21 protein-coding genes, 1 pseudogene and 1 riboswitch are annotated in these 24,034 nt (G+C 70.8%); of the genes and pseudogenes, 16 read left to right on the forward strand and 6 right to left on the reverse strand.

Annotation, left to right across the window (positions count from 1 at the left end; translation table 11 throughout):
- Nucleotides 1-717 (reverse strand): annotated as a pseudogene (locus ACF09J_RS01300) (hypothetical protein); the annotation flags it as partial.
- 281 nt (nucleotides 718-998) lie between these two features.
- Between ACF09J_RS01300 and ACF09J_RS01305 the strand changes: the two are divergent.
- Nucleotides 999-1,973 carry a carbohydrate kinase family protein gene (locus ACF09J_RS01305; protein WP_392303300.1) on the forward strand — a complete coding sequence of 325 codons (975 nt, stop codon included), beginning with the start codon at nucleotides 999-1,001 and terminating at the stop codon, nucleotides 1,971-1,973.
- A 48-nt stretch (nucleotides 1,974-2,021) separates the two neighbouring features.
- Here the strand turns inward: ACF09J_RS01305 and ACF09J_RS01310 are convergent, their stop codons facing one another.
- A complete protein-coding gene (locus tag ACF09J_RS01310) occupies nucleotides 2,022-3,404 on the reverse strand; it encodes a cysteine desulfurase/sulfurtransferase TusA family protein (protein ID WP_392303301.1) in 1,383 nt (460 codons plus the stop codon).
- Between the two features lie 285 nt (nucleotides 3,405-3,689).
- On the opposite strand from ACF09J_RS01310, the gene coxB reads away from it, so the two are divergent.
- The 4 genes from coxB (at nucleotide 3,690) to ACF09J_RS01330 (ending at nucleotide 8,173) form a co-directional block, all read left to right on the forward strand.
- On the forward strand, nucleotides 3,690-4,649 hold the full coding sequence (coxB, locus tag ACF09J_RS01315; RefSeq protein WP_392303302.1) for a cytochrome c oxidase subunit II: 960 nt from the start codon (nucleotides 3,690-3,692) through the stop codon (nucleotides 4,647-4,649).
- A complete protein-coding gene (gene ctaD / locus ACF09J_RS01320; RefSeq protein WP_392303303.1) occupies nucleotides 4,646-6,382 on the forward strand; it encodes a cytochrome c oxidase subunit I in 1,737 nt (578 codons plus the stop codon). The genes coxB and ctaD overlap by 4 nt, the downstream gene beginning before the upstream one ends.
- A complete protein-coding gene (locus tag ACF09J_RS01325; RefSeq protein WP_392303304.1) occupies nucleotides 6,379-6,777 on the forward strand; it encodes a cytochrome c oxidase subunit 4 in 399 nt (132 codons plus the stop codon). The genes ctaD and ACF09J_RS01325 overlap by 4 nt, the downstream gene beginning before the upstream one ends.
- A 139-nt stretch (nucleotides 6,778-6,916) precedes the next feature.
- A complete protein-coding gene (locus tag ACF09J_RS01330) occupies nucleotides 6,917-8,173 on the forward strand; it encodes an Ig-like domain-containing protein (RefSeq protein ID WP_392303305.1) in 1,257 nt (418 codons plus the stop codon).
- A gap of 98 nt (nucleotides 8,174-8,271) precedes the next feature.
- Here the strand turns inward: ACF09J_RS01330 and ACF09J_RS01335 are convergent, their stop codons facing one another.
- Complete coding sequence (locus tag ACF09J_RS01335) at nucleotides 8,272-8,673, reverse strand: hypothetical protein (RefSeq protein WP_362349205.1); 402 nt, start codon at nucleotides 8,671-8,673, stop codon at nucleotides 8,272-8,274.
- Between the two features lie 212 nt (nucleotides 8,674-8,885).
- Between ACF09J_RS01335 and ACF09J_RS01340 the strand changes: the two genes are divergently transcribed.
- From ACF09J_RS01340 to ACF09J_RS01365, 6 genes are all read left to right on the forward strand, one after another.
- A complete protein-coding gene (locus tag ACF09J_RS01340) occupies nucleotides 8,886-9,497 on the forward strand; it encodes a heme-copper oxidase subunit III (RefSeq protein ID WP_100572299.1) in 612 nt (203 codons plus the stop codon).
- A gap of 63 nt (nucleotides 9,498-9,560) precedes the next feature.
- Nucleotides 9,561-10,370, forward strand: a complete 810-nt coding sequence (locus ACF09J_RS01345; protein WP_392303306.1) for a c-type cytochrome — start codon at nucleotides 9,561-9,563, stop codon at nucleotides 10,368-10,370.
- The gene (locus ACF09J_RS01350) at nucleotides 10,367-11,434 is read left to right on the forward strand and encodes a Rieske 2Fe-2S domain-containing protein (RefSeq protein ID WP_392303307.1); all 1,068 of its coding nucleotides are present in this window, start codon (nucleotides 10,367-10,369) and stop codon (nucleotides 11,432-11,434) included. The genes ACF09J_RS01345 and ACF09J_RS01350 overlap by 4 nt, the downstream gene beginning before the upstream one ends.
- Nucleotides 11,431-13,092, forward strand: a complete 1,662-nt coding sequence (locus ACF09J_RS01355; RefSeq protein WP_392303308.1) for a cytochrome bc complex cytochrome b subunit — start codon at nucleotides 11,431-11,433, stop codon at nucleotides 13,090-13,092. The genes ACF09J_RS01350 and ACF09J_RS01355 overlap by 4 nt, the downstream gene beginning before the upstream one ends.
- Nucleotides 13,093-13,238: 146 nt before the next feature.
- Nucleotides 13,239-14,303, forward strand: coding sequence for an anthranilate phosphoribosyltransferase (gene trpD, locus ACF09J_RS01360; protein WP_392303309.1), 1,065 nt, complete (start codon nucleotides 13,239-13,241; stop codon nucleotides 14,301-14,303).
- 85 nt (nucleotides 14,304-14,388) lie between these two features.
- A riboswitch (SAM riboswitch) is annotated at nucleotides 14,389-14,505 on the forward strand.
- Nucleotides 14,506-14,669: 164 nt separating this feature from the next.
- A complete protein-coding gene (locus ACF09J_RS01365) occupies nucleotides 14,670-16,043 on the forward strand; it encodes an aminotransferase class V-fold PLP-dependent enzyme (protein ID WP_392303310.1) in 1,374 nt (457 codons plus the stop codon).
- Nucleotides 16,044-16,103: 60 nt separating this feature from the next.
- Here the strand turns inward: ACF09J_RS01365 and ACF09J_RS01370 are convergent, their stop codons facing one another.
- Both ACF09J_RS01370 and ACF09J_RS01375 read right to left on the reverse strand, forming a co-directional pair.
- Nucleotides 16,104-16,385: an Lrp/AsnC family transcriptional regulator gene (locus ACF09J_RS01370; RefSeq protein ID WP_100572304.1), complete on the reverse strand. Its 282-nt coding sequence runs from the start codon at nucleotides 16,383-16,385 to the stop codon at nucleotides 16,104-16,106.
- A complete protein-coding gene (locus tag ACF09J_RS01375; protein ID WP_392303311.1) occupies nucleotides 16,382-17,134 on the reverse strand; it encodes a rhomboid family intramembrane serine protease in 753 nt (250 codons plus the stop codon). Before ACF09J_RS01375 ends, ACF09J_RS01370 begins: the two co-directional genes overlap by 4 nt.
- A gap of 154 nt (nucleotides 17,135-17,288) precedes the next feature.
- Here ACF09J_RS01375 and ACF09J_RS01380 point away from each other — a divergent pair, with 154 nt between their 5' ends.
- The 5 genes from ACF09J_RS01380 (at nucleotide 17,289) to ACF09J_RS01400 (ending at nucleotide 22,717) form a co-directional block, all read left to right on the forward strand.
- Entirely contained in the window at nucleotides 17,289-17,528 is a 240-nt protein-coding gene (locus tag ACF09J_RS01380; RefSeq protein ID WP_100572306.1) for a hypothetical protein, read from the forward strand.
- A gap of 74 nt (nucleotides 17,529-17,602) precedes the next feature.
- Nucleotides 17,603-18,952 (forward strand): NYN domain-containing protein, encoded by a 1,350-nt coding sequence (locus ACF09J_RS01385; RefSeq protein WP_392303312.1) that lies wholly within the window; start codon nucleotides 17,603-17,605, stop codon nucleotides 18,950-18,952.
- Between the two features lie 238 nt (nucleotides 18,953-19,190).
- Entirely contained in the window at nucleotides 19,191-20,225 is a 1,035-nt protein-coding gene (locus ACF09J_RS01390) for an NlpC/P60 family protein (protein WP_392303313.1), read from the forward strand.
- A gap of 246 nt (nucleotides 20,226-20,471) precedes the next feature.
- A complete protein-coding gene (locus tag ACF09J_RS01395; RefSeq protein ID WP_392303314.1) occupies nucleotides 20,472-21,494 on the forward strand; it encodes an NlpC/P60 family protein in 1,023 nt (340 codons plus the stop codon).
- Between the two features lie 32 nt (nucleotides 21,495-21,526).
- Entirely contained in the window at nucleotides 21,527-22,717 is a 1,191-nt protein-coding gene (locus ACF09J_RS01400) for a hypothetical protein (protein ID WP_392303315.1), read from the forward strand.
- Here the strand turns inward: ACF09J_RS01400 and ACF09J_RS01405 are convergent.
- A complete protein-coding gene (locus ACF09J_RS01405) occupies nucleotides 22,705-23,955 on the reverse strand; it encodes a glycosyltransferase 87 family protein (protein ID WP_392303316.1) in 1,251 nt (416 codons plus the stop codon). The two genes, ACF09J_RS01400 and ACF09J_RS01405, sit on opposite strands and share 13 nt — an antisense overlap.
- Nucleotides 23,956-24,034: the final 79 nt, after the last annotated feature.

Consider the following 24,034-nt stretch of genomic DNA (forward strand, 5'->3'; position numbering starts at 1 on the left):
CTCCGGCCCGGCCTTGCGCCCGGCCCCGGCCCGGTCGTCGGGCCCGGTCCGGTCTTCGGATCCGGCCCTGGCCTGCTCCTCGGGCTCGGCCCCGACTGTGGGCTCGGCGTCAGCCTCGGGCTCGGAGTGGGCGTCGGGACCGGTCTCGGCTTCGCCTCCGGAGTCGGCCCGGGCCCGGGACCTTGCCTCGGCCTCCGGCCCGGCCTTGCGCCCGGCCCCGGCCCGGTCGTCGGGCCCGGTCCGGTCTTCGGATCCGGCCCTGGCCTGCTCCTCGGGCTCGGCCCCGACCGTGGGCTCGGCGTCAGCCTCGGGCTCGGAGTGGGCGTCGGGACCGGTCTCGGCTTCGCCTCCGGACTCGGCCCGGGCCCGGGACTCCGCGTGGGTCTCCTGCCCGGCCTCGCGGCCGGATTCGGCCCGGTTCTCCGGCCCGGTCCGGTCCTTGGACCAGGCTCCGGACTGGTCCTCGGACACCGACTGGCCCTCGGGGCCGGATCGAGTCCCGGACTCGGGCTCGGTTCCGGGCTGGGTCTCCGTGTTGGGCTCGGGGCGGTTCTGGGGAGCGGATCGGGAGGATCCGGTCCCGGCCTGGTCCTCGGGCCCGGACGCGGTCCGGGGTTCCGGGCCCGAAGGACCCGCCTCCGGTCCCTTCCCCCGGTTCCGGGATTCCTCGGCGGTGTCCGGGGACTCGTTGTCGTGGTCGGGTCGCTCGGTGTTCACCGCATCGCTCCTTCGCCTGCACAGGTGCTGTTCCACACGGCGCCGCGGGCCGGTGGGTCGTATCCCGCATCCCCCGGGTGGGGGACGGCGATGGGACGCGGTGGGGGAGCGCGCGGTTCCCTGCCGTACGCCGGTCGGGGCACGGGTGGCGGAACGGCGGCCCGGTCGGGTGGGGGATACGGCGGACGCGGCCCGGCGCGGCGAGCGGCGGCGTGGGCAGGGGCCGTCGGAGCGGGTAGCGTGAACTGTCAATCCCCCCTGACTCCAGGAGCGTCCACGCCGTGCGCATCGCAGTCACCGGCTCCATCGCCACCGACCACCTCATGACCTTCCCCGGCCGCTTCGCCGACCAGCTCGTCGCGGATCAGCTGCACACGGTCTCGCTCTCCTTCCTGGTCGACCAGCTGGACGTCCGGCGCGGCGGGGTCGGCGCCAACATCGCCTTCGGCATGGGCCAGCTCGGCACCCGGCCGGTCCTGGTGGGCGCCGCCGGACCCGACTTCGGCGAGTACCGGGCCTGGCTGGACCGGCACGGCGTCGACACCTCCTCGGTCCGCATCTCCGAGACCCTGCACACCGCCCGCTTCGTGTGCACCACCGACGCCGACCACAACCAGATCGGCTCCTTCTACACGGGCGCGATGAGCGAGGCCCGCCTCATCGAGCTCAAGACCGTCGCCGACCGCGTCGGCGGTCTCGACCTGGTCCTGATCGGCGCGGACGACCCGGAGGCGATGCTCCGGCACACCGAGGAGTGCCGCTCGCGCGCCATCCCGTTCGCCGCCGACTTCTCCCAGCAGATCGCCCGGATGAACGGCGACGAGATCCGGATACTGCTGGACGGCGCGACGTACCTGTTCTCCAACGAGTACGAGAAGGGCCTCATCGAGTCCAAGACCGGCTGGAACGACGCCGAGATCCTCGACCGCGTCGGCCACCGGGTCACCACCCTCGGCTCGCGCGGCGTCCGCATCGAGCGCGCCGGCGCCGACCCGGTCGAGGTCGGCTGTCCGGACGAGGAGCGCAAGGCCGACCCGACCGGCGTCGGCGACGCCTTCCGCGCCGGGTTCCTCTCCGGCCTCGCCTGGGGCGTCTCCCTGGAGCGCGCCGCCCAGGTCGGCTGCATGCTGGCCACCCTGGTGATCGAGACCGTGGGCACCCAGGAGTACCAGCTCCGCCGCGCCCACTTCATGGAGCGCTTCACCAAGGCCTACGGCGACGACGCGGCCCGCGAGGTCCGCGCCCACCTCGCCTGACGCGGCGCGGGACCCGGCACCCGGCGCCGGGACCCGGGAGAGCCGCTCCTAGGAGACCCGGCGGACGACGTAGGCCGAGCCCTCGTCCGCCGGCTCCTCGCCCACGTACTCCTGCCCGCGCATCTCGCACCACGCCGGAATGTCCAGCCGCGCCGCCTCGTCGTCGGACAGGACGCGCACCGTGCCACCGACCGGCACGTCCCCGAAGACCTTGGCCAGCTCGATCACCGGAATCGGGCAGCGCCTGCCGAGGGCGTCCACGACCAGCGCGTCCTCCCGCCCGGCGGCCGGTGCCGCCGGAGCCGGCGCCCCGAGCTTCTCCCGCACCCCCGCCACCACGCCCGGCAGGACGGCCAGGAACCGCTCGACCTCCTCCTCCGGCGTCCCGGACGGCAGCGACACCCGCACATTGCCCTCGCTCAGCACGCCCATCGCCTTCAGGACATGGCTCGGCGTGAGCGTGCTGCTCGTGCAGGACGAACCGGAGGAGACGGAGAAGCCCTCACGGTCCAGCTCGTGCAGCAATGTCTCCCCGTCGACATAGAGACAGGAGAAGGTGACGACACCCGGCAGCCGGCGGACCGGATCGCCCACGACCTCCACATCCGGCACCAGCCGCGGCACCCGTGCCCGGATCCGCTCCGTCAACTCCCGCAGCCGTACCGCCTCCTCGGCGGCCTCCGCCCGCACCGCCCGCAGCGCGGCCGCGGCCGCGACGATCGCCGGGATGTTCTCGAACCCGGCCGCCCGGCCCGACTCCCGCTCGTCCACCGGCCCGCACGGCGCGAACCGCGCCCCCTTGCGCACGACGAGCAGCCCGGTCCCGGGCGGCCCGCCCCACTTGTGGGCGCTCGCCGTCAGCAGCGACCAGTCACCGCCGACCGGGCCCCAGCCCAGCGACTGCGCCGCGTCCACCAGCAGCGGGACGCCCGCGGCCCGGCACACCGAGGCCACCTCGGCGACCGGCTGCTCGGTGCCCACCTCGTGGTTGGCCGACTGAAGACAGGCCAGCGCGGTGTCCTCGCGCAGCGCCGCCTCGTACGAGCCCTCGGCCACCCTGCCCTGCCGGTCGACCGGCACCCGCGTCACCGACCCGCCGTCCGCCTCGTGCGCCTCGGCGGCGTGGAGCACCGAAGAGTGTTCGACCTCTGACACGATCAGGTGGCGTCCGACGCGGCGGCGCCCCGCCAGCGCCCCCGCGATCCCGCTGTGCACGGCCCGCGTCCCGGACGAGGTGAACGTCAGCTCGTCGGCCCGGCAGCCCACCGCCTCCGCGGCCGCCTCCCGGGCCGCGTCCAGCAGCAACCGGGCCCGGCGGCCCTCGCGATAGAGACGAGCGGGATCGGCCCACCCCTCGTCGAGGGCGGCGAGCAGCGCCTGCCGGGCGACGGGATGAAGGGGAGCACTGGAAGCAGCGTCGAAGTAGGCCACACGCCAACGCTAAGCGCTGCCGGGGTCACCCAGTCACGGCAAAAGGCGCATTACGCTCCTCATCGGGCGCCCCGAAGCCCCCTCACAAACCGGCCACGCAGGGGTATCCCACCCCTTCGGAGCGACCCGCCGCGCGTATGGCACCCTCCCCGCGACCCCCCGGAAGGCGTCCAGTAGGGTTTGGTCCGCATAAACATCCAAACCCCTGCCCGACGCAGGGCCGCGACCGACCAGCGAGAAGGCCGCAGCCGAACAGCGCGGGCGAGACTCTCGGGAAGGCGCTACGTGAGTCCCAACGGCTCCGACCGCTCGCCGCGGCGCCCGATGCGGCGGAAGCTGCTGCAGGCACTGACTGCGGGCCTGGTCCTGGCGACCGCAACCGGTTGCACATACAAGGACTTTCCCCGGCTGGGTATGCCCACCCCGGCCACGGAAGAGGCTCCCCGGATCCTCTCGCTGTGGCAGGGGTCCTGGGCGGCCGCGCTCGCCGTCGGCTGCCTGGTGTGGGGTCTGATCCTGTGGAGTGCTTTCTTCCACCGGCGCAGCCGCACCAAGGTGGAGGTTCCTCCGCAGACCCGGTACAACATGCCCATCGAGGCGCTGTACACGGTGGTCCCCCTCGTCATCGTCTCGGTGCTCTTCTACTTCACGGCCCGTGACGAGTCCAAGCTCCTGGACCTCTCCAAGAAGCCGGACGTGACGGTGAACGTCGTCGGCTACCAGTGGAGCTGGGCCTTCAACTACATCGAGCCCGTCGCCGGTTCGACCGGCGACGCGAAGACCGACAAGAACCTGAACGCGATTCCGGACCGGTTCAAGGCGGACTTCCCGGCGAACGCCGGCGGTGTCTACGACTACGGCATCCCGGGGACCCGGAACCCGCAGAACGGCAACCCCGGCCCCACCATGTGGCTGCCCAAGGGCAAGACCGTCCGCTTCATCCTCACCTCGCGCGACGTCATCCACTCCTTCTGGGTGCTGCCGTTCCTGATGAAGCAGGACGTCATCCCGGGCCACACCAACTCCTTCCAGGTGACCCCCACCATGGAGGGCACCTTCCGGGGCAAGTGCGCCGAGCTGTGCGGCCAGGACCACTCCCGGATGCTGTTCAACGTGAAGGTCGTCTCGCCCGAGCGCTATGAGCAGCACCTCAAGGACCTCGCCAAGAAGGGGCAGACCGGTTACGTTCCCGCAGGCATCGCGCAGACGAGCCACGAGAAGAACCGGGAGACGAACAAGCTGTGAGCATCCTCAACGAACCTCAGGGTGCCGCGGCAGCTGAGGACTCTTACGAGAGCGAGCTGCCGGTCCGGCGCAGGCAACCGGGCAATCTCGCGGTGAAGTGGCTGACGACCACCGACCACAAGACGATCGGAACGCTGTACCTGGCGACGTCGTTCGCGTTCTTCTGCATCGGCGGCGTGATGGCGCTCCTCATGCGCGCCGAGCTGGCCCGCCCGGGCCTGCAGATCATGTCGAACGAGCAGTTCAACCAGGCGTTCACGATGCACGGCACGATCATGCTGCTGATGTTCGCGACGCCGCTGTTCGCGGGCTTCACGAACTGGATCATGCCGCTGCAGATCGGCGCCCCGGACGTGGCCTTCCCGCGGCTGAACATGTTCGCCTACTGGCTCTACCTGTTCGGCTCGCTGATCGCGGTGGGCGGTTTCCTCACCCCGCAGGGCGCGGCCGACTTCGGCTGGTTCGCGTACGCCCCGCTGTCGGACGCGGTGCACTCGCCGGGCCTGGGCGGTGACCTGTGGATCATGGGTCTGGCCTTCTCCGGCTTCGGCACCATCCTCGGCTCGGTCAACTTCATCACCACGATCATCTGCATGCGCGCGCCGGGCATGACCATGTTCCGCATGCCGATCTTCACCTGGAACGTGCTGCTGACCGCGGTGCTGGTCCTGCTGGCCTTCCCGGTCCTGGCGGCGGCCCTGTTCGCCCTCGAGGTGGACCGCAAGTTCGGTGCCCACGTCTTCGACGCGGCCAACGGCGGCGCGTTGCTGTGGCAGCACCTGTTCTGGTTCTTCGGGCATCCAGAGGTGTACATCATCGCGCTGCCGTTCTTCGGCATCGTCAGTGAGATCATCCCGGTCTTCGCCCGCAAGCCGATGTTCGGTTACATGGGCCTGATCGGCGCGACGATCGCCATCGCCGGTCTGTCGGTGACGGTGTGGGCGCACCACATGTATGTCACGGGTGGCGTGCTGCTGCCGTTCTTCTCCTTCATGACCTTCCTGATCGCGGTCCCGACCGGTGTGAAGTTCTTCAACTGGGTCGGCACCATGTGGAAGGGAAGTCTCTCCTTCGAGACACCGATGCTGTGGGCGACCGGCTTCCTGATCACCTTCGTCTTCGGTGGTCTGACCGGTGTGATCCTGGCCGCGCCGCCGCTGGACTTCCACATCTCGGACTCGTACTTCGTGGTGGCGCACTTCCACTACGTCGTCTTCGGCACCGTGGTGTTCGCGATGTTCGCCGGATTCCACTTCTGGTGGCCGAAGTTCACCGGCAAGATGCTCGACGAGCGGCTCGGCAAGATCACCTTCTGGCTGCTGTTCATCGGCTTCCACGGCACCTTCCTGATCCAGCACTGGCTGGGCGTCGAGGGCATGCCGCGCCGGTACGCCGACTACCTGGCGGCCGACGGCTTCACCGCGCTGAACACGGTGTCGACGATCTTCTCGTTCGTGCTCGGCCTGTCGGTCCTGCCGTTCTTCTACAACGTCTGGAAGACGGCCAAGTACGGCAAGCCGGTCGGCGTCGACGACCCGTGGGGCTACGGCCGCTCCCTGGAGTGGGCCACCTCCTGCCCGCCGCCGCGGCACAACTTCCTCACCCTGCCGCGGATCCGCAGCGAATCCCCGGCGTTCGACCTGCACCACCCCGAGATCGCCGCACTCGACCAGCTCGAGAACGCCGGCCATGGTGAGAAGGCCCTCGCTGGCGGCAAGGAGGCCGGCAAGTGAAGATCCAGGGCAAGATGTTCATGTGGCTGAGCGTCTTCCTGCTCATCACCGCCATCGTCTACGGCGTGTGGTCGAAGGAAGCGGTCGGCGCGACGGCGCTCTTCATGGCCTTCGGTCTGTCCATCATGATCGGCTTCTACCTGGGCTTCACGGCCCGGCGGGTCGACGTGGGCGCCCAGGACAACAAGGAGGCCGATGTCGCGGACGACGCCGGCGAGCTGGGCTTCTTCAGCCCGCACAGCTGGCAGCCGCTCGGCCTCGGCATCGGTGGCGCGCTCGCCTTCCTCGGCATCGCGGTCGGCTGGTGGCTCGTCTACTTCGCCGCGCCGATCATCTTGATCTCGCTGTGGGGCTGGGTCTTCGAGTACTACCGCGGCGAGAACCGCACCCAGTGACCCCCACGGGACACCGCTGAACACCAGGGAGTCCGGACTCTCCACCTGGAGAGTCCGGACTCCCTCTTTTGGCCTACAGATTCCCTCGGACGGGTGATCCACCGCGCCGGAGGTGACGAAGCTCCCTAGCGTGAGGGCCATGACCACCACTGTGATTTCCCGTGGAGCGGGAGCCGCCCTGCTGGTCGCCGCCCTCGGCGCGAGTGCCACCGCCTGCGGGTCGGACGGCAACCCGCTGGCCGCCTACCCGTACGACGCGGCGGACCAGATCTCCTTCAGCGGCCCCAAGGACGCCGGGAAGAAAGCAGACCCGGACAAGCCCCTGGAAGTCACCGCTCAGGGCGCGGACGGGCGGATCACGGACGTCACGGCCATGGACGCCACGGGGCGCCACGTCTCCGGCGAACTGGCCGCCGACGGCAGCCGCTGGCACAGCACCTCACCACTCGCCGCGGGCGCCCACTACACGGTCCGCGTGAGCACCGAGGACGAGGCCGGAAAGCCCGGCCGCAAGGTCCTCACGTTCGACACGGACAAGCCCCCGGGGCAGCAGCGCCTGAACGTCACGTTCGGCCCTGAGGCGGGCACCTACGGCGTCGGGCAGCCCATCACGGCCGAACTCGACCAGCCCATCAAGGACAAGGCCCAGCGGGCCGTCGTGGAGCGCGCTCTCAGGGTCGACTCCAAACCGTCCGTGCAGGGTTCCTGGTACTGGGTCAGCGACAAGGAGCTCCACTACCGCCCGCAGGACTACTGGCCCGCCAACGCCACCGTCGAGGCGCACAGCAACCTGGAGAACATCAAGATCAGCGACCGGTTGCGGGGCGGCGCGGCCAAGCCGCTGAAGATCACCACCGGTGACCGGATCGTGGCGCTCACGGACGCCGCCAAGCACCTGATGACGGTCTACCGGAACGACGAGAAGATCAAGGAGATCCCCGTCACCACCGGCAAGCCCGGCTTCGAGACGCGCAACGGGATCAAGGTCGTCCTGGCCAAGCAGTACTACGTCCAGATGAAGAGCTCCACCGTCGGCATCGCCGCGGGCTCCAAGGACTCGTACGACCTGCCCGTGTACTACGCCACCCGGGTCACCTGGAGCGGCGAGTACGTCCACGCCGCCCCGTGGTCCGTCGGCTCGCAGGGCGAGGCCAACGTCAGCCACGGCTGCACCGGCATGAGCACCCCCAACGCCTCCTGGTTCTTCAAGACCGTCCACGAGGGCGACCTGGTCCAGGTGGTCAACTCGGCCGGCGACGACATGGAGCTGTTCGACAACGGCTTCGGCGACTGGAACATGCCCTGGCAGAAGTGGCTCCAGGGCAGCGCCATCGCCTCCGACGGGGACGGCGCAGGGGCGCAGAACAAGGCCCGGCTGAGCCCGCAGAGCGTGTGAGACGAGGCCAGGGGGTGTCTGACACCCCCTGGGTGGCGCACGACGGCCCGCGGCCGGACAGGACACGGGCCGTCGTCAGCCTGGCCCCGCCCAGGGCCTCAGACGCCGCTCAGCGCCTTCTTGCGCAGCAGGGACGCCAGGGCGGCCGCGAACTCCACCGGCTCCACCGGAAGAGTGACCGCAGCGTCCGCCCGGCTCCACGTGGCCAGCCACGCGTCCTGCGGCCGCCCGATGAGCAGCAGCACCGGAGGGCAGTTGAAGACCTCGTCCTTGATCTGCCGGCACATCCCCATGCCGCCCATGGGCACGGCCTCGCCGTCCAGGACACAGACGTCGATGCCGCCCCTGTCCAGCTCCTTGAGGACCGCGGCGGGCGTGGCGCACTCCAGGAACTCCACCACGGGGGCGTCCGGAGCCGGCCGCCGGCCGCAGGCCAGCCGCACCTGCTCCCGGGTGTTGGCGTCGTCGCTGTAGACCAGCACCGTGGCGGTCGCCTGCATTGTTCCTCCGCGTCGTTGGTCGGGGAAAACCCCGTCGGGAACTGTCGGGAACTTCCGGGTACCGATGGCGCGGATGCTACCCCCTTCAACTCCTGGTAGACAGCGGTTGGAACAGCCCTTCGACGGGCCGTACGGGCAGGGCACACCCCCGGGACACTCCGAACGGCACCCCCCGGGGTGAGGGCGGGATAAGCGACCGACATAATGTCGGCGTGGCGACAGCAACGACAGTAGAAACCGGGCACGCGCACCCGTCGGTCAATCGACCGAACCTCACCAGCGTCGGAACCATCATCTGGCTGAGTTCCGAGCTGATGTTCTTCGCGGCCCTCTTCGCGATGTACTTCACCCTGCGATCGGTGACGGGTCCGGCGCACTGGAAGGAGATGGCGGGCGCTCTCAACGTCCCCTTCTCGTCGGTGAACACCACGATCCTGGTGCTCTCCTCGCTCACCTGCCAGCTCGGCGTCTTCGCCGCCGAGCGCGGTGACGTGAAGAAGCTCCGGGGCTGGTTCATCGTCACCTTCATCATGGGTGCGATCTTCATCGGCGGTCAGATCTTCGAGTACACGGAGCTGGTGAAGAAGGACGGCATCTCGCTCTCCTCCGACCCGTACGGCTCGGTGTTCTACCTGACCACCGGCTTCCACGGGCTGCACGTGACGGGCGGTCTCATCGCCTTCCTGCTGGTCCTCGGCCGCACCTACGCGGCCCGGAGGTTCACCCACGAGCAGGCGACCGCGGCCATCGTCGTGTCCTACTACTGGCACTTCGTCGATGTCGTCTGGATCGGACTCTTCGCCACGATCTACCTGATCAAGTAGCCGAACGAACCGATCCAAGTCCGCAAAGCATCGACGCAGAAGATCCTGACACCGGGGTAATCCGTGAAAAAGCTCTCCGCACGACGACGCCATCCGCTGGCGGCGGTCGTCGTCCTACTCTTCGCGCTGGCGGCCACTGGGGGGCTGTACACCGCGTTCGCACCCGCGAGCAAGGCGAAGGCCGAGGACACCGCCCAGTCCCTCACCATCGAGGAGGGCAGGAAGCTCTATCTGGTCGGCTGCGCCAGCTGCCACGGCACCGGTGGGCAGGGCACCACCGACGGTCCCAGCCTCGTGGGCGTGGGCGCGGCGGCGGTCGACTTCCAGGTGGGCACCGGCCGTATGCCGGCCCAGCAGCCGGGCGCGCAGATCCCGCGCAAGAAGGTCATCTACAACCAGGCCGAGATCGACCAGCTCGCCGCGTACATCGCGTCCCTGGGCGCCGGTCCCAACGTGCCGACGGCGAACCAGTACAGCCCCGAGGGCGCGGACGCCGCCAAGGGCGGTGAGCTGTTCCGCACCAACTGCGCCCAGTGCCACAACTTCACCGGCAAGGGCGGTGCGCTGACGCACGGCAAGTTCGCCCCGAACCTCACGGGTGTGAGCAACAAGCACATCTACGAGGCCATGCAGACCGGCCCGCAGAACATGCCTTCCTTCCCCGACACGCTGCTGACGGAGAAGAACAAGAAGGACATCATCGCGTACCTCGACGCGGTCAACGGTGACGAGACCACGACCCCGGGTGGTATGGACCTGGGTGGCCTCGGACCGGTCACCGAGGGTCTGTTCGCCTGGATCTTCGGACTGGGTGCCCTTGTCGCGGTCGCCGTCTGGGTCGCCGCTCGGACCGCAAAGGCCAAGAAGTCATGAGTAGCCAAGACATTCCTGAAGAGAACCTGCCCGCAGCGCAGGCAGCCCCCGAGCACGGGCGCGGCGCGGTCTCCGTGGCGGACGAGCGGGCTCCGTTCGCCGACCCGGGACTGCCGCCCCACGAGCCCCGGATCCAGGACATCGACGAGCGGGCCGCCAAGCGGTCCGAGCGCACCGTCGCCCTGCTGTTCACGGTGTCGATGCTGGCCACTCTCGGCTTCATCGCCTCGTACGTGACGATCCCGCACGACCAGTCGATCTTCGTCTTCCCGCTCGGGCACATCAACGCGCTGAACTTCGCGCTCGGCCTGACGCTGGGTGTGGCGCTGTTCGCGATCGGCGCGGGCGCGGTCCACTGGGCCCGCACCCTGATGTCCGACGTCGAGGTCGCCGACGAGCGTCACCCGATCGAGGCATCCCCCGAGGTCCGTGCGAAGGTCCACGCGGACTTCAAGCAGGGCGCCAAGGAGTCGGTGATCGGCCGTCGCAAGCTGATCCGCAACACGATGCTCGGCGCGCTCACGCTGGTGCCGCTGTCCGGTGTCATGCTGCTGCGCGACCTGGGCCCGCTGCCCGGGACGAGCCTGCGCCACACGCTGTGGGCCAAGGGCAAGCGCCTCGTCAACATGAACACCAACCTTCCGCTGCGTCCCGAGGACGTCTCGGTCGGCTCGCTCACCTTCGCGATGCCGGACGGTCTGAAGGACACGGACGAGGACTTCGCCAACGAGATCGCCAAGGCCGCCCTGATGATCATCCGGCTCGAGCCGGCCGACATCAAGGACAAGCGCGAACTCGACTGGGGCCACGAGGGCATCGTCGCCTTCTCGAAGATCTGCACCCACGTGGGTTGCCCGATCTCCCTGTACGAGCAGCAGACGCACCACGCCCTGTGCCCGTGCCACCAGTCCACCTTCGACCTCTCCGACGGTGCCCGAGTGATCTTCGGCCCCGCCGGCCACGCTCTGCCGCAGCTGCGCATCGGCGTGGACAGCGAGGGTTACCTCCAGGCGCTCGGCGACTTCGAGGAGCCCGTCGGTCCTGCATTCTGGGAGCGCGGATGAGTACATCAGCAGCCAACACGAATCCGTCTGCCGCTGACGGGGCGGGCCGCTCTCGCGGGCAGGCACCGGCCGGCGAGAGGCTCGCCGACTGGGCTGACGGCCGGCTCGGGATCTACTCCCTGGCCAAGGCCAACATGCGCAAGATCTTCCCCGACCACTGGTCGTTCATGTTGGGTGAAGTCTGCCTGTACAGCTTCATCATCATCATCCTCACGGGTGTGTACCTGACGCTGTTCTTCCACCCCTCGATGAACGAGGTGGTGTACAACGGCTCGTACGTCCCGCTGCAGGGTCAGCTGGTGTCCGAGGCGTTCAACTCGACCATGCACATCTCCTTCGAGGTGCGCGGTGGTCTGCTCATCCGGCAGATCCACCACTGGGCCGCGTTGATCTTCCTGGCCGGCATGTTCGTGCACATGATGCGCGTGTTCTTCACCGGCGCGTTCCGCAAGCCGCGGGAGATCAACTGGCTGTTCGGCTTCCTGCTGTTCGCCCTGGGCATGTTCACCGGTTTCACCGGTTACTCGCTCCCGGACGACCTGCTCTCCGGCACCGGTGTCCGCTTCACCGAGGGTGCGATCCTGTCCATGCCGATCGTCGGCACGTACATCTCGTACTTCCTCTTCGGCGGCGAGTTCCCCGGCCACGACTTCGTGGCGCGGTTCTACTCGATCCACATCCTGCTGCTGCCCGGCATCATGCTGGGCCTGGTGGTCGCCCACCTGATCCTGGTCTTCTACCACAAGCACACGCAGTTCGCGGGTCCCGGCAAGAGCAACAAGAACGTCGTCGGCATGCCGCTGCTGCCGGTGTACATGGCCAAGGCCGGCGGCTTCTTCTTCCTGGTCTTCGGCGTCCTCGCGATCATCGCGGCGATCGTGGAGATCAACGCGATCTGGGTGATCGGCCCGTACCGTCCGGACCAGGTGTCCACCGGCGCCCAGCCCGACTGGTACATGGGCTTCGCCGAGGGTCTGGTCCGCTTCATGCCGGGCTGGGAGGTCAACTTCTGGGGCCACACGCTCGTCCTGGGCGTGTTCATCCCGCTGGTCCTCTTCGGCCTGGTCCTGGCGGCGCTGGCGGTCTACCCGTTCATCGAGTCCTGGATCACCGGCGACAAGCGCGAGCACCACATCCTGGACCGCCCGCGCAACGCCCCCACGCGTACCGCGTTCGGTGTCGCCTGGATCACGATGTACATGATCACGCTGGTCGGCGGCGGCAACGACCTGTGGGCCACGCACTTCCACCTGTCGATCAACGCGGTCACCTGGTTCGTCCGGATCGGCTTCTTCGTCGGACCGGTCATCGCGTTCGTCGCCACCAAGCGGATCTGCCTCGGCCTCCAGCGCCGCGACAAGGAGAAGGTGCTGCACGGCCGCGAGACCGGCATCATCAAGCGCCTGCCGCACGGTGAGTTCATCGAGATCCACGAGCCGCTCAGCCAGGAGCAGCTCTTCACGCTCACGGCGCACGACCAGTACGAGCCGGCCGAGATCGGCCCGACGGTCGACGAGAACGGTGTCGAGCGCAAGATCAAGGGCTCGCAGAAGCTCCGCGCCAAGCTCAGCAACGCGTACTACGGCGAGGACAACCAGATCCCGAAGCCGACTGTCGAGGAATACAGGGAGATCACGAGCGGCCACGGCCACCACTGATCACTGACCGCTGCGCGTCGCCACGCCACGGTCGAAGGGCCCCGTCCGATCTCCGGACGGGGCCCTTCGCGGTGTCCGGGGCTGGATAGGGTGGACCTGTTCGAGACACGCGTCCCGCATACGGGACACCGACCCAGGAGCGGCATATGAACGCTGTGACCCCCGCTGGAGGCGACACCGCGGCGGGCCGTTCCTGGCCCCGGGTGCTGAACGGTCTGCTGGAGGGCCGCGACCAGAGCGCGGACGACACCGCCTGGGCCATGGACCGGATCATGGGCGGTGAGGCGACGGACGCGCAGATCGCCGGGTTCGCGGTGGCGCTGCGGGCCAAGGGCGCGACCGTCGAGGAGATCACCGGGCTCGTGCGCACGATGTACGAGCACGCGAATGTGATCGAGGTGCCGGGCGCCACCGTAGACATCGTCGGTACGGGCGGCGACGGCGCGAAGACGGTGAACATCTCCACCATGTCGTCGATCGTCGTCGCCGGCACGGGCGCGAAGGTCGTCAAGCACGGCAACCGGGCCGCGTCGTCCGCCTCCGGGGCGTCCGACGTGCTGGAGAAGCTGGGCGTCAACCTCGACCTGACCCCGCAGCGGGTGGTGCAGGTCGCCGAGGAGGCCGGGATCACTTTCTGCTTTGCGGTGAAGTTCCATCCGGCGCTGCGCCATGTGGGCGCCGCGCGCGGGCAGTTGGGGATCCGGACCGTGTTCAACCTCCTCGGTCCGCTGACCAACCCGGCGAAGGTGAAGGCGCAGGCGGTCGGTGTGGCCGTCGCGCACGAGGCGCCCATCGTGGCGGGCGTCTTCGCCGAGCGCGGCAATTCCTCCCTGGTCTTCCGGGGCGACGACGGCCTCGACGAGCTGACCACCACGTCCACTTCACGGGTGTGGGCCGTCCGGGACGGCAAGGTCACCGAGGAGACCTTCGACCCGCGGGACGTCGGCATCGAGCTGGTGCCAGTGGAGGCGCTGCGAGGCGCGGACGCCTCGTACAACGCGGAGGTGGCCCGGCGCCTGCTGGACGGCGAGAAGGGGCCCGTACGGGACGCCGTCCTGCTGAACTCCGCGGCGGCGCTGGTGGCCCTGCGGCCGGGCCCGGGCAGCCTCGCCGAGCAGATCCGGGCCGGTATGGACCGTGCGGCGGAGTCCATCGACTCAGGGTCCGCCAAGCGCGTGCTGGAGCGCTGGGTGGCCGTCAGCAACGCCTGAGACCCTCGTCCTTCCCCGCAGGGCGCAGTCCACGATCCGGACTGCGCCTTGCGCGCGGAAGACCGTGTGGCAGGATGCTGAACCAGGTCATGAGTGACAGCCATGTGGCCCCGGCCGGCTGTCCGGCAACCCTCCGTCCGTGGCGGGGTGCCCCGGGTGAAGACCAGGCCGTAGGCAGCGAGGTCTACGGCAAGCGCGGACCCCTCGCGTCACCAGGGGTCCTGGTCGTTCGAGGGAGCCTTCCGTGAGCAAGCGAATGCGCTAGGGCGTAGAGCCCCGCCTCCGCATCCCCCTTTTCACCCCTCTCCACGCTCGAGCCGTGCCCGCTCGCGTGGCGATGCCGCCTGCTTTCACGGGAGTTCACCCATGTCCGTTTCCACCGTTGCCGCCGACCAGTCCGCCTGCCGTGACATCCCGGAGCCGCTGCCCGTGCTGGGCCGGGACGTCACCGTTCCGCTCGTCACCGGCGGGGAGGTCACCTACGCGGCGCTCGACTACGCGGCCAGCGCGCCCGCCCTCCAGCGGGTCTGGGACGACGTCGCCGCGTACGCGCCGTACTACGGCAGCGTCCACCGCGGCGCCGGCTACCTCTCCCAGCTCTCCACCGACCTGTTCGAGAACGCCCGCGAGACGGTCGCCCGGTTCCTGGACTGCCGTGCGGAGGACCAGGTGGTGTTCACCCGGTCCACCACGGACTCCCTCAACCTGCTCGCCCGCGCGCTGCCCGGTGACTGTCAGGTCTTCGTCTTCGAGACCGAGCACCACGCCTCGCTGCTGCCGTGGCGGGACGCGCGGGTGACGTACCTCGACGCGCCGCGCACCCCGGAGCGCGCCGTGGCGACCCTGGAGCGGGCCCTCGCCGAGCGCGCCCCCCACGGCCCTGCCCTGGTGTGCGTCACCGGCGCCTCCAACGTCACCGGCGAGCTGTGGCCGGTACGGGAACTGGCCGCCGCCGCCCACGCGCACGGCGCCCGGATCGTCCTGGACGCCGCCCAACTCGCCCCGCACCACCCGGTGTCGGTGCGCGACCTCAACGTCGACTGGGTCGCCTTCTCCGGCCACAAGCTGTACGCCCCCTTCGGCTCCGGCGTCCTGGCCGGCCGCGCCGACTGGCTGCGCGAGGCCGAGCCCTACCTCGCGGGCGGCGGCGCGAGCCGCACGGTGGCGCGGCGCGCCGACGGGTCCGTGGACGTGCGCTGGCACGAGTCGGCCGCCCGCCACGAGGCCGGCTCCCCGAACGTCATCGGCGCCTACGCCGTCGCCTCGGCCTGCACCGCGCTGACCGAGGCCGGCTTCGACGACCTCGTCGCGCGCGAGCAGCACCTGATCCGCAAGGTGCGGGCGGGGCTCGCCGAGGTGCCCGAGGTCAGGGTGCTGTCCCTGTTCGGCGACGACGCCCCGCGGGTCGGCGTACTGTCCTTCGTCGTGGCGGGCTGGAACAGCTCCCACTTCGCCGCCGCCCTCTCCGCCGAGTACGGCATCGGCGTCCGCGACGGCCTCTTCTGCGCCCACCCCCTGGTCCGCACCCTGCTGGGCGGCGACCCGCAGAGCCAGGGCGAGTGCGGGGCGCCCGAGGCCGCCCCGGGCGAGAAGTCCCTCAACGCCATCCGGGTGAGCTTCGGCGCGGGCACGCCCGACGAGCACGTGGACCGCTTCGTGGCGGCGGTGCGGGGGCTGGTCCGCGACGGGGCGAAGTGGACGTACCGCACGGAGGACGGCCGCTGCGTCCCGGCGGTGTGATCCGCCCGTTCAGGAGCCCCGGGCGGTGAGGAGCCCGGGGCGCTCGGGCGTCGGTGCAGGTCAGGAGTCCAGACCGATGGCGAAGGCCGCCTCCAGGTCGTGCTGCGAGTACGTGCGGAAGGCCACGTGCGTGTCCGTCCCCTCGACGCCCGGGATCTTGCTGATCCGCCCCGGGATGACCTCCGCGAGGTCCTCGTGCTGCCGCACCCGGACCATGGCGATCAGGTCGTACGTGCCGGTGACGGAGAACACCTCGCTGACCGAGTCCAGTGAGGCGATCTGCTCGGCGATCTCGGGGATCCGGTCCACGCTGGTCTTGATGAGGACGATCGCGGTGATCACGGCTGGTTCTCTCCCTCGGGGGCCGGAGCAGGGGCGGGCTTCACTCTAGTCTTCCGGCCGGACCAGGCCCACGTGCAGGCGAAGCCCAGGGCGAAGCCCACCACGTGGGCCAGGTAGGCGACCTGCGGTCCCTCGGCGGCGCGCCCCGCGGCCAGCCACTGCAGGGCCGCCCAGAAGGGCAGGACCACCCACGCGGGAAAGCGCAGCGGCATGAAGAACAGGAACGGGAAGAGGCTGGTCACCCGGGCACGGGGGAACAGCAGGAGAAACGCGCCGAGGACCGCCGAGATCGCGCCGGAGGCCCCCACCAGGCTCTGCACGGAGTTGGCGTTGGCGGCCGCGTAGCCCACCAGGGCCAGATAGCCGCAGCCGACGTAGAACAGCGTGAACCGGACGCGGCCCATGCGCTCCTCGGTCATCGCCCCGAAGACGTGCAGGAACAGCATGTTGCCGAGCAGGTGCACCCAGCTTCCGTGCACGAACAGGGCCGTCGCGGGGGTGAGGGCGGCCCGCGGTGAGCCCGTGAACAGGTCGGCGGGGACCACGCCCCACCGCCGGAAGTAGGCCCGCTGGGCGAGCAGCAGCGCGTCCCCGGTGCCGTAGGAGGGATTGAGACCCGAGGCCGGGCCGGTCACGAAGATCAGACAGCACAGGACGATCAGGGCGCACGTCACCGGCGCCTGCATGCTCCGTACCGCCCTGGCCGCCCTGATCGTCCGGGCGGCCACCGTGTACCTGTTGCCGATCATGTGCACAGAGCATGGCGTACCGGGACGCAACCGCACAGACCGCCTCGCCGCCATGGACGGACCGGCGCCGAGTCCCCGCCAGGCCGTAGGGTTACGTGCCACACGCCCAGGGAATCTGGCGCGTCACGGACACAGAAGGAAGCGAACAGTCACGATGACGGTTCCTCTGCCGACCGCCACGACGCGGTGGCGCTGCACCCTGTGCGGCAACCTCACCCGTTTCGACGTGACCCGCTCGTCGAAGGTCGTCGAGTACGTGCACCTCGACCTGGCGGGAGAGCCGCAGGTGGAGGAGCGCGAGGTGGTCAGTGAGACGATCGAGTCAGTGCGTTGCCGTTGGTGCAACGCCGTGGACCAGGTGGAACTCGTGGACAGGCCGGGCGCCGGTTCCTGAGCGGAACGGGCCCGTACGGGCGACCCCCGCAGGGGGCCGCGGGGAACAGAGGCATTGAGGCATTGGGGTGACGGATGGCGGAGACACAAGGCGGGGGGCCGGGCGACGGCGCCGCCGAGGTGCTCGACCGTCCCCTGCCCGACGGAGTGCGCCGCCGGGTCGTCCAGATCGTCTCCGACTCGTTCGGGGCACTGACGTTCGGGGAGCTGCCCGCGCAGCTGCGGCAGTACGCCCGGTTCACTCCCAGCCGCCGGGCGAAGTTCGCGGGCAACGCCATGGCGGCCGCCCTGGAGACCGATCCGCTGTTCCGCCAGCGCGTCGGCGAGAAGTTCAAGGAGGCCCAGCCGGAGCTGTCGGCCGCCCTCGACTCCGGCTCGCCACCCCCGGCCGCGGACCCGCTCGACGTGGCGGCCGCGGCGTACGTGCTGCGCCCGCCGGGCTGGGTGAAGCTGGTCGCCGCCGCGGGCGAGGAGGCCCAGCGGGCCGACGCCGAGCGCGCCGACGAGGAGAGCCGGGCCGAACTGGAGCGGCTGCGCGCCGAGCTGGCGGCGGCCCGCGAGCAGAACCGGGCCGACACCGAGCGGCTGCGGGCCGAGCTGGACGCCGCCCGGAAGGAGTCCGAGTCGCTGCACCGCAGGCTGCGGGCCGCGCACAGCGACGTCAAGCGCGGTGAGGCCGCGCTGCGCAAGGCACGGGGCGAGCTGGAGGCCGCGCGGGCCGAGGGGCAGGCGCAGGTGTCGGCCGCCGAGAGCGAGGCCAGACGGCTCAAGGCGCGTCTGGGGGAGGCGGAGGCGGCGCTGGAGACCGCCCGCCGGGCGGCCCGCGAGGGGCGCAGCGTGGAGGACATGCGGGTACGGCTGTTGCTGGACACCGTCCTCGACGCGGCCCAGGGGCTGCGCCGGGAGCTGGCGCTGCCGCCGGTGTCGGTGCGGCCGGCGGAGACCGTGGACGCGGTGGAGCCGGGCCGGATGACCCCCAAGGACATCGCCGCCCGCGCGCTGTCCGAGCACGACCCGGCGATTCTCGACCAGTTGCTCGCGCTGCCGCAGGCGCATCTGGTCGTCGACGGCTACAACGTCACCAAGACCGGTTATCCGCAGATGCCGCTGGAGAAGCAGCGGCTCAGGCTGCTGGGGCAGCTCTCGCAGCTCGCCGCGCAGACCGGCGCCGAGGTCACCTGTGTCTTCGACGGGGCCGAGCTGGTCGCGCCGGTGCTGCTCGCGCCGCCGCGCGGGGTGCGGGTGCTGTTCTCCAAGCCGGGGGTCACGGCGGACGAGCTGATCCGTCAGCTGGTGCGGGCCGAGCCGCCCGGCCGGCCGGTGATCGTCGCCTCGACCGACCGCGAGGTCGCCGACGGGGTCGCGAAGGCGGGGGCGCGGCCGGTGGCCTCGGTGGTGCTCCTGAAGCGGCTCTCCCGCGGCTGAAAACGGACTTAGGGTCGCGAAAAGCCTTTAGCGCAACATACGGGCCGCATTCCCGAATTGGTCGGAAGCGTCACGCGACACAGGGTCAAGTGGTCCTCACTGCTGGTGAGTTATGGGCAAAGAATGCAGCGAGTGGCGGGATTTTCCGCCCCAGGATTTGAATTCATCACGATGAGGTCACTAGGGTCAGGCTCGAACCTCCGAGCGGGTGATCACTCAGAAGAAGGAGCTCGCTTTCGTGGCGTCCCACCGTCGACCCAAGCAACCCAGCCGTGCGCGTGTGACTGTGCTCACCACCGCAGCGGCAGCGGCCGTAGCGATCAGTGCCCAGGCCGCCAACGCAGCCCCGAGCGCTAAGCCGAGCAAGGACGAGGTCAAGTCCAAGGTCGACGAGCTCTACCAGCAAGCGGAGCAGGCCACCGAGAAGTACAACGGGGCCAAGGAGAAGCAGGAGAAGCTCCAGAAGGAGATCTCCACCATCCAGGACAACGTCGCCCGCGGCCAGCAGGATCTCAACAAGCTGCGCGACGGCCTCGGTTCGCTGGCAGCGGGCCAGTACCGCACCGGCGGCATAGACCCCTCGCTCCAGCTCTTCCTGTCCTCCGACCCGGACGACTACCTCGACAAGGCCTCCACGCTCGACCAGTTGAGCGGCCAGCAGGTCGAGGCGCTGAAGAAGATCCAGGACAAGCAGCGGGAGCTCGCCCAGGAGCGGTCCGAGGCCTCCGCGAAGCTCAAGGATCTCGCCGCCACCCGCACCGAGCTGGGCAACAAGAAGAAGGAAGTCCAGGGCAAGCTCGCCGAGGCGCAGCGGCTCCTGAACAGCCTCACCGCCAAGGAGAAGGCCGCGCTCGCCGCCGAGCAGCAGCGGGCCAGCCGGGCCTCCACCGAGCGTGTGCAGATGGGCAACGCCGCCCCCGCCTCCGGCCGGGCCGGCGCCGCGTTCTCCGCCGCCCAGTCCAAGATCGGCTCGCCCTACGTCTACGGCGCCACCGGCCCGTCCTCCTACGACTGCTCGGGTCTGACCTCGTGGGCGTACGCCCAGGCCGGCGTCAGCATCCCGCGCACCTCCCAGGCGCAGGCCAACGCGGGCACCCGGATCTACTCGCAGAGCCAGCTCCAGGTCGGCGACCTGGTCATCTTCTACGGCGACCTGCACCACGTCGGCCTCTACGCGGGCAACGGCCAGGTGCTGCACGCCCCGCGCACCGGCACCGTCGTGCGCTACGAGTCGATCGGCAACATGCCCTTCCAGTTCGGCGTCCGCATCTGACGCCGATTCCGGAGAGCACGTCTCCCACTCGCCCGAACGGGCGAATCCCGGCACCTCACGGTGACCCCGCGCCCCGCCCATGACCTGCGTCTGAGGCGGGGCGGCCGCGTTCGGTGCCCCCTCGGCGGCTTTGGCCGCCGTGTGTCCGCGCGGCTACTGTCTGGCGCGTTTCCCGCCGGCCGGGCGCTCGGCGCCCCGGTCACGGGAAGCGGTCAGTGTCCGCCAGTGGAGGGAGTACGGCTTCCCGTGGGGTCTCATCGCCGCCCAGCACCGTCCGGGTTCGACCGGGGCGCGGGCGCCGCGTTCTGCGTTCTGTCCGTCGCCGCCGCCGCCCTCGGCGCCGTACCGGCCACCTCGGCCGTCGCCGCTCCGCACGGCGACGCCCGGTCCGAGGTCGACCGCCTCTACCAGGAGGCCGAGAAGGCGACCGAGGCCTTCGACCAGGCCGGCGAGCGCGCCGACCTGCTGCGCACCCGGGTGCACGAACTGCAGGACCGCATCGCCCGGCGGCAGCAGCGCGTCAACGACCTCAGGGAGTCGCTGGGTTCGCTGGCCGGGGCGCAGTACCGCTCCGGCTTCGACCCGTCGATCGCCCTGCTGCTCTCCCGCGACCCGGCCGACTACCTCGACAAGGCCGCCACGCTCGAGAGGATCACCGACCACCAGACCGGCGAACTGAAGAACCTGCGGCGGGTGCTGCGCGCACTCTCCCAGGACCGCACCGAGGCCACCGGCGCCCTCGCCGAACTGGACAAGAACCGCAAGGCGGCCGCGACCCACAAGCGGACGATCGAGCAGAAGCTCGCCCGGGCCCGGCAACTCCTCGGCGCCCTGCCCCCGTCGGAGCGCGAGGACTACGAGCGGGCCTCCCGCTCCGGCCGGGAGGACCTCTTGCCCGGCCTCGACGCCGGCCCGGCCGCCTCCGGGCGCGCGGCCGCCGCCTTCGCCGCCGCCCGCTCCGCCCTCGGCCGCCCCTACGTCTGGGGCGCCAACGGGCCCACGGGTTTCGACTGTTCGGGCCTGATGCAGTGGTCGTACGCGCAGGCCGGAGTGCATCTGCCGCGCACCTCGCAGGAGCAGCGCAACGCGGGCCGGCGGATCCCGCTGTCCGAGGCCCGGCCCGGCGACCTGGTCGTCTACCGCTCCGACGCCGGCCATGTCGCGATGTACGCGGGCAACGGCCGGGTGATCCACGCGCCCCACCCGGGCGCTCCTGTGCGCTACGACCCGGTGAACATGATGCCGATCTCGTCGGTGACCAGGGTCTGACGGCCGTCCCGGTGCCGCCGTACGATCGGGAAATGGCTGGTCGTGGGCGGACGTCGAAATCCTCGGTGACGGCGGTGTGCCTGCTGCTGGCGTCCCTGACGGCCTGCGGCGGGCCGTCCGCGGCCGACACCGCGAGGGCCGAGGTGCAGCGGGTGCTCGACCGGCGGGCGGCGGCGGTCCTGCACCACGATCCGGCGGCGTACGCGGCCACCGGGGTCCGGGACCCGTACGCGCGCGTGCGGGCCGTGCCGCTGACGGACTGGTCCTACCGGCTGAAGAGCCTGCGCCGCAGCGGCGACACCGCGGTCGCGCAGGCCGAACTGCGCTACCGGGTCACCGGTTACGACAAGGCGCCCGTCACCGCCGGCCGCACGCTGACCCTGTCCACCGGCGCCGACGGGAAGTGGTACGTCGACTCCGACCGGCCCGAGAGCGATTCCGCCGAGCAACTGTGGGACCAGGGCACGGTCTCGGTGGTGCACGGGCGCGGCAGTCTCGTGCTCGGCGTCGGACACGGCGACGCGGACCTGCGCGGCTACGCCGGCCTGGCCGACCGCGCGATACCCGCGGTCTCGGACGCGTGGGGCACGGACTGGAGCCGGCACGTCGTCCTGCTGGTCCCCAGGTCCCTCGACGGCATGGCCGGGCTGCTCGGCTCGACCGCGTCCAACTACCGCGGGATCGCCGCCGTCACCACGGGCGAGACCGGGGGCTCGGGCCGCGCGCCCGCGGACCGGATCATCGTCAACCCGGCCGCCTACGGCATGCTCGGGACGCTCGGCAAACGGGTCGTCCTCACCCATGAGACGACCCATGTCGCCACCCGCGCCCACACCAACGCCGCCACCCCGCTGTGGCTCTCCGAGGGCTACGCGGACTGGGTCGGCTACCGCGGCACCGGCCGCACCGCGGCCGAGGTCGCGCCCGAACTGCGGCGCGCGGTGGCCGGCGGGGACGCCCCCGCCGCCCTGCCGGCCGACGCGGACTTCGGCTTCGCCGGCGACCCGGCCCGGCTCGCCCGGGCCTACGAGAGCGGCTGGACGGCCTGCCGCATGATCGCCGACCAGTGGGGCGAGCGGCGCCTGGACGACTTCTACCGCGCCGTCGGCGCGCACGGCGTCCGCGAGGGCGCGGTCGAGGACGCCCTGCGGAAGGTCCTCGGCACCACCCTGGACCGGTTCACCGAGCAGTGGCGCGCGTACCTCGTGCGTCAGCTCGGCTGACCGAGCCGGGCGGCGGGCCGGGCCGCCCCGTCCGGCGGCCGTGCCCGGGGCGCGGCGGTGACCGCCGAGCGCCACAGGATCCGGCAGGCGGTCACGGCCGCGGCCACCAGCAGGCCGTTGCGCAGCAGCAGAAGGGTGACGCCGAGAAGGTCGCTCGCGACGACGTGCGCGAAGTACACCGGGAACTCCAGGACCGTCACCGGGGCCGCCGCCAGGACGAGACCGGCCGGCAGCCGCATCCCGCCGTCGCGGAAGCACAGGCAGACGGCGGCCAGGCCGATCAGCCACACCAGGTACTGAGGGCTGAGGACCCGGCTGGTGACCGTGAACAGCAGTACCGCCGTGAACGCCGCCTCGGCGGCCGTGTGCGGACGGAAGCGGCGGGCCCGCAGCCGCCACAGCAGCAGCCAGCCGAGGGCGGCCGCGGTCAGGGCCAGGGACGCGGTGCTCACCACGTCGGTGTACGGGCCGGCGAACTCCAGCGAGCCGTAGGTGAGCAGCACCTGTCCGTGCCAGCCGAGGTGCCGGGCCACGTGCAGGACGAGCGCGGCCGGGGCCTCCACCTCCGTGCCCCGGCCGCGCTGCGCGGTCACGAAGGACAGGGCGCCGGGCATGGTGAGCGCGAACAGCGAGGCGAGCGCCGCCGCGGTCACCGCCGCCGCCGTCCACGCCCGGCGCCCGGCCGTGCCCCGCAGGCCCGGCAGCAGCAGGAGCGGCCACACCTTCAGCAGCGCCCCGAAGCCGGCCAGCGCGCCCATCGCACGCGGGTGCCGGACACCCGCGAGCAACGCGGCCACGGCCACCGCGGTCACCATCACGTCGTAGCGCGCGTAGAGGACCGGGCCGAGCAGGGGCGGGCCCGCCGTCCACACCCGGGCGCCGCGCAGCGGCCGGCCGGGCCGCCGCCCGGCGCACAGCAGCAGGCACAGCACCGCCAGGTCGGCGAGCAGGGCCAGCACGTGGAAGGCCGTGGCGTAGCCGAGGAACGGCAGGGCGGCGGGGGAGAGGATCGCCAGCGCGGCGGCGGGCGGGTACTGCCAGGTCACGTCGCCGACCGGGAACCCGCCCTGCCGCAGCACCTCGTACCAGCCCTGATACGTCACCGACACATCCACCGTGACGTCGTCCGGCCCCGGAAAGCCGACCACCTCGAACACGCACAGCAGCAGCGCGACCCGGCTGACCGCCCAGCCCACGAGCACCCCGGCGAGCCCCCACCGGGTACCTGTCCCGTCCACCCCTCTCCTCTCCCGCAAGCCCGACCGGTCCGTCCGGTCCATCCGGTTCGCGCGGTTCATGCCGCGGGGCACATGATCC

This window comes from Streptomyces sp. NPDC014889 (assembly GCF_043081205.1).
Taxonomy (GTDB): domain Bacteria; phylum Actinomycetota; class Actinomycetes; order Streptomycetales; family Streptomycetaceae; genus Streptomyces.

Excerpts from the sequence above, each read along its gene's own strand:
- ACF09J_RS01400 (WP_392303315.1), top strand. The coding sequence starts at position 21,527 with ATGGCTGGTCGTGGGCGGACGTCGAAATCCTCGGTGACGGCGGTGTGC.
- ACF09J_RS01380 (WP_100572306.1), top strand. The coding sequence starts at position 17,289 with ATGACGGTTCCTCTGCCGACCGCCACGACGCGGTGGCGCTGCACCCTG.
- trpD (WP_392303309.1), top strand. The coding sequence starts at position 13,239 with ATGAACGCTGTGACCCCCGCTGGAGGCGACACCGCGGCGGGCCGTTCC.
- ACF09J_RS01365 (WP_392303310.1), top strand. The coding sequence starts at position 14,670 with ATGTCCGTTTCCACCGTTGCCGCCGACCAGTCCGCCTGCCGTGACATC.
- ACF09J_RS01335 (WP_362349205.1), bottom strand. The coding sequence starts at position 8,673 with ATGCAGGCGACCGCCACGGTGCTGGTCTACAGCGACGACGCCAACACC.
- ACF09J_RS01355 (WP_392303308.1), top strand. The coding sequence starts at position 11,431 with ATGAGTACATCAGCAGCCAACACGAATCCGTCTGCCGCTGACGGGGCG.
- ACF09J_RS01330 (WP_392303305.1), top strand. The coding sequence starts at position 6,917 with ATGACCACCACTGTGATTTCCCGTGGAGCGGGAGCCGCCCTGCTGGTC.
- ACF09J_RS01350 (WP_392303307.1), top strand. The coding sequence starts at position 10,367 with ATGAGTAGCCAAGACATTCCTGAAGAGAACCTGCCCGCAGCGCAGGCA.
- ACF09J_RS01375 (WP_392303311.1), bottom strand. The coding sequence starts at position 17,134 with ATGATCGGCAACAGGTACACGGTGGCCGCCCGGACGATCAGGGCGGCC.
- ACF09J_RS01385 (WP_392303312.1), top strand. The coding sequence starts at position 17,603 with ATGGCGGAGACACAAGGCGGGGGGCCGGGCGACGGCGCCGCCGAGGTG.